This window comes from Thiomonas sp. (assembly GCF_054608695.1).
Window position 1 is genome coordinate 1 of the sequence record NZ_JBTRXV010000154.1, and the last position, 5,030, is coordinate 5,030.

Here is a 5,030-nt window from a genome sequence, read left to right on the forward strand (position 1 = left end):
CTGCGGGGCGGCAACGCGGCGGCGGCCCCGGTCGCCACGCCTCCGGCGGCCCGCACGCTGCGGGGTTACCGCGGTGGGACCTTTGGCCGCGCGGCGTTCTGAGGGACCGCGGTAATCGGGCCCACGGGAGGTTTGTGACCGATGCCGAGCTGGACCGCATATAAGACCCGTCCCAAGCTCCTGGACGTGACGGTGAACAGCCTGGCGGCCGGCCAGACGGACTTCCGCTGCCCGACCAGCGGCAGCGCGTCTCTGGTGTCCGGGTCCAACAGCGCCAAGTTGACCAACGCCAACATCTCGTCCCTGATCCCGCAGGGGTTGGTCGGCGAGGCCCTGTTGGTGACGGTCACGTCGCCGATCCAGGATGCCGTGACCTTCCCCGACGCCTCGATCTGGTTCTCCAACGGGACGGCCGACCTGAGCAACTACCAGGTCTTCGATGTCGGGTACCCCGTCAACATGCTGCCGACCTTCGGCCGGGCGAAGTTCAACCCCGAGGCGGCGCAGGTCTTCCTGCTGCTGGGGTACTCCACCCGCGAGATGCTGCGTGAGAACCTGATCAACCCGGTGGAGAACCTGCCCACGAAGATCACCGGCTACAAGGTGGACAAGAGCCTGACGCTCCACGTCGCCTCGTCGGCCGGCTGGACGAGCAGCGCCATCGTCCCGATGCGCGTCCGGGTGTACGGCGACTTCCTCGACGCCACCGACCTCGAGGAGTTCCTGGGCTACCCGTATGACGGCACCATCCAGTGGGACGTGCCGCCCACGGAGGCGTTCACGGCGACCCACGAGTGGCCGGGTCTCGGGACGCTGGACGGCTGGACGAACGGCCCCGGCGGCACGAGCCAGACCGGCGTGAAGGTCAACCGCCGGATCGTCTATGCCTACAACGCCAAGGCGGCGGCCAGCGGCGCCCGGTATGTGCTCTCGGACAGCAACAGTGTCCGCGGCAACACCGGCAACGTCTCGTCCGCCGATACGGTGAACGGCATCTCCAGCGTCTACGACCCGGGCGAGGCCCTGCAGAACAGCAAGGATGCCGTCCTGTACGACCGCGCCGGCTTCAATCTCTACACCGCGGGCCAGCAGGCTTACGTGGCGTGGAGCGTCGGCGGCCAGTTGACCCCGCAGGAGACCGACCAGGGCAAGTTCGTGACGGCGAACTCCAACAACCTCGCCTACGGGAACGAGACCACGACTGGCGGCGGCAACGGCACGCAGGTCGTGACGCTGGCGAACGTCGACGCCCTCGGGCGGGTCCTGATGCACCGCAACAACGTGGCCCCGGTGTTCCAGTCGGTCTCCGGGACCATCGCGGCCGGGGATGCCAGTTTCGCGGCCGCCGGCACCAAGGTCGAAGTCGCCTGAGAATGCGCGGCCGGCCGCGGGTGCCGGCTTGGGAGGGTTGATCCGTGGCAGCGGCCTATCTGAAGACCAAGACCGAGGTGCGGCAGGTGTCGGCGAGCGGCACCATCACGCTCACGTGCCCGGCGGCGGCGATCAAGGGCGTGTACTTCCTCAACGGGGCGGCGACGGCGATCGCCATGCAGACCGGCACCATCACGACCGCCACGTCCAGCGTGAGCAACGCCTTCGCCTTCACCGGCACGGCGGAGTCGCCGAGCGCCACCCTGACGGCGAACTCCAGCCTGGGCACCAACAGCGGCGTGTGGATCGAGTACGTCCCCGCCGGCGAGGTCGGGGCGGACGAGTAGGGTCCGGCGCGCGGCGTGAACCGGGGCGGGCTCCCTCCAAGCGGTGGAGGGGGCCCGCTTTGCTATGCTGGCCCCGAAGGGGGCCCGGTCATGCGCCTGCTCCATGTGCACAGCCCGCTCCCCGGCTATCAGGCCCGCCAGCGCGAGACGTGGGCCGCCCTGCAGGTTTTGGAGCCCGCCCTGTTGTCCCGTGGGTGGCAGGTGGAACACCTCGCCCTTGACGGCGAGCACGCCTACGAAGACGCCCTGCGGGAGCGGTGGGGGGCCGGCGACCTCTGCATCCTCGAGCACGACATGGTGCCGACGCTCGACATGCTCCTGCACCTGGAGGCGTGCCCGGAGGCGGCCTGCGCCCAGGCGTACCGCCTGCACTTCGCCAGTGACGCCCTGCAGACCATCGACTACATGCAGGCGAAGGTGCCGGAACTGGACGAGGAGAGCCTGGCGGTCCTGAAGCGCCTGAACATCGACCTCGACGCCCTCTCGGCCCGGTACGCCCACCGGCGCCCGGACATGAACGGGAAGTGCTGGGAGCCCTTCTGCCACCGGGTGCGGTTGGAGGACGGCGGAACCCGCTGGGGGACCATCGATGACCGGTGGGCCGACTACGCCGGCTTCGGTCTCTCCCGCTTCTCCGCGGCCTTCCAGCGTGAGCACCCCGCCGGGTGGGAGTCCGGCAAGTGGGGCGACCTCGACGGCCGGGTGTGCGTGTGGATGTCTTCCTTCGGGGCCCGCTGGCACATCCACGCCCCCGAGTGCAAGCACAACCACCCCTGCGCAGAGGCGTCATGGGTCGGCGAGGCGGTGGGCCGGGCCGGTGTCGTGCAAACCGGCCGGCCGGAGGGGCTAGCGGTCCTGGCGAGCCTGCCCCCGGCGCAGCAGGTGCGGTCGGAGTTGGAGCGGGCCATGGACATGGTGGCCGACCTACGCCCCGCCACGGTTCTGGAGGTGGGGGTCGCCCAGGGCGGCACCCTCGGGCGTTGGGCGCTGGGCGCGGCCGACGACGCCCTGCTGATCGGGGTGGATGCGTGGCCACCCGAGCACATCCCCCACCGCGCCGGCCAGACCCTGCGCCTCTTGGCGGCCGATTCCCACGCCCCGGAGGCGCTGGCGGCGATACGCGCGGAACTCGGGGACCGGCCGGTGGACTTCCTCTTCATCGACGGCGACCACAGCGCAGCGGGCGTGCGCGCCGACTTCGACACGTTCGCCCCCCTGGTGCGGCCCGGCGGCATCGTCGCCTTCCACGACATCTGCCGTCACCCCGACCGCAACCTGAGCGCGGTGGACGAGGTGTGGGCGGACCTGCGGGGCCGCTGCCGGCACCGGGAGATCATCGAGGACCCGCAGCAGGGGTGGGCGGGCATCGGGGTCCTGTACGTCTGAAGGGGAGGGATCGTCGTGGCGGATGCCATTTTCCAGGTCGCGCAGGCCCAGCAGGCCAAGTACCTCATGGAGGAGTCCGTCTGGACGGGTTGGCCGTTCGCCGGGACCGGCAACGCATCCAGTCTCTCGACGGGCACCACGCCCCTCATCAACCTGAAGGACTGGAACGTCAAGGGGTCCCCGACCTGGCGGGCCGAGGTCTCCATGATCCAGACGAGCCGGGACACCGCGGGCACCACCTTCCTGACGTACTCGGCCGACAGCGCAGACAACCCCGGGCTCACCTCGGCCCCCGGCAACACCGCGGCGGCCCACACGCGCTTCCTGCAGGAGCCGGCCAAGGTGGCGGGCGTGTACAACGTGCAGGCGCAGTTGGTCAATAACAACGCCTCCGCCACCGCGAACTGGCAGACCAACTTCGGCATGCGGCTGCGGCGCCTGACCGCGATCGACAAGCTCCTGGCCCAGCGGGACGGCCTCAGCGGCGGTGCGGGTCAGTGGTACGCCCTCACGGCGGCGGAACTGACGGCCCTGCAGAACCTGAACGTCCTCGACGCCAGCGGCGATGTCACCATGAGCGGCCTGGACGCGCTGAAGTCGATCGTGGATGCGGGGTACGGCGGACCGAACTCGGCGGAATGGCTGCGGGAGAACCTGTTCCGGGGGCGCGCCTACCAGGAGACGCCCGACTGGTTCTATCCCTCAACGACCTCCTCTTCGGCCAATTTCGCCGGGTACACCGCCGACCTGCGCCGGACCGCCACGGGCGGTTTCGCGGGCCGCTTCCCCATCCTGATCCGGCTGGGCATCCCCGGTGCCTCCAACGTCGCCGTCCCCATCTCGCGCGACAACTCCACCTACGTCACCGTCCAGGGGATGGGGTTCCAGCAGGTTGACGACAGCGACTGGCACTTCTGGCTCCCCGCGATCGACACCCTGCAACTGAACGCCAAGACCGGCCAGGGCGGCACGGACGGCAGTTACGGCATCCGGGTCCAGGTGGCGCAGTGCAGCATGTCCGATACCCTCGCGGTGCTGTTCGGGCTCGTGAAGGACCGTACCGAACTCTCCGACCCATACGTCTTCGACAAGGCCATCGCGGGCCTGTTCATCTGAGGGGGTGTCGCCCGTGGGCATCGGGACCGTCTACGGCCCGCACGGCCAGGCCCTCGCCGGGGTGGACGTGGCCGACCTCCCCCCGGACGTGGCCCGTGCCCTCGGGATCGTGCAGGGCCGGTCGCCCGCCGGGGTGCCGGGGGGGCTGTGGCTCCCCCCGCGCTACGTCCCCGGTGGGCAGGCACCCGCCGAGTTCGTCCCGACCTCCAACTTCCCGCAGACCGTCTTTCAGGCGGTTCGCCTCTACGTGACCGCCAACCAGGGTGTCTTCGGCGGCCGGGGCTGGCGCGTGCCCGCCAACGGCACCGTGGTCCTCTCGGGCGCCGTCGATACGGCCTCCACCTTCATCTTCACGGTGAATGGCGGCATCAAGTGGATCGACCTCAACGGCGGCACCGCCCTGACCGCGGGGGCCGCCGGGGGGCCGTTCCCGATCCCGGTGGTGTCGGGGCAGTCGATCGACTTCAGTGTTTCGGCGAGCGGGGTCGTGCAGAACCTCGTGGTGCTGTACACGGCATCGGTGACGGCTGCAGGGGGCGGCGGCGGCTCGTCGGGCGGCTCCACGGCCCCAACCTCGGCCTCCGCCCCGACCGCCGTCACGGTGGGGACCAGCGCGACCCGCCTCGACAGCGGCCTCAGCAACCGGACCAGCATCGTCGTGATCAACAACGGCACCGCATCCATCTACCTCGGCTTCGGCTCCGTGTCCTCGTCCCTGACGACCAGCAACGGCATCCCTCTCGCGGCCTCCGGCGGCGCCCTGACCCTGCCGATGGCGTCCACAGTGGCCGTCTACGGCATCAGCGGCAC

The 5,030-nt window shown here is 70.2% G+C and carries 4 protein-coding genes and 1 pseudogene; all 5 read left to right on the top strand.

Annotation, left to right across the window (positions count from 1 at the left end):
* Positions 1-192 precede the first annotated feature (192 nt).
* Complete coding sequence (locus ACYCUK_RS23190) at positions 193-1,371, top strand: hypothetical protein (protein ID WP_461596959.1); 1,179 nt, start codon at positions 193-195, stop codon at positions 1,369-1,371.
* 44 nt (positions 1,372-1,415) lie between these two features.
* The gene (locus ACYCUK_RS23195) at positions 1,416-1,718 is read left to right on the top strand and encodes a hypothetical protein (protein ID WP_461596960.1); all 303 of its coding nucleotides are present in this window, start codon (positions 1,416-1,418) and stop codon (positions 1,716-1,718) included.
* Between the two features lie 90 nt (positions 1,719-1,808).
* Positions 1,809-3,104 (top strand): class I SAM-dependent methyltransferase, encoded by a 1,296-nt coding sequence (locus ACYCUK_RS23200; RefSeq protein ID WP_461596961.1) that lies wholly within the window; start codon positions 1,809-1,811, stop codon positions 3,102-3,104.
* A 15-nt stretch (positions 3,105-3,119) separates the two neighbouring features.
* Positions 3,120-4,220, top strand: a complete 1,101-nt coding sequence (locus ACYCUK_RS23205; protein ID WP_461596962.1) for a hypothetical protein — start codon at positions 3,120-3,122, stop codon at positions 4,218-4,220.
* Positions 4,221-4,233: 13 nt separating this feature from the next.
* A pseudogene (locus ACYCUK_RS23210) lies at positions 4,234-5,030 on the top strand (hypothetical protein); the annotation flags it as partial.

What these genes read in the sequence shown, in the direction of transcription:
- ACYCUK_RS23200 (WP_461596961.1), top strand. Translation starts at nt 1,809, where the DNA reads ATGCGCCTGCTCCATGTGCACAGCCCGCTCCCCGGCTATCAGGCCCGC.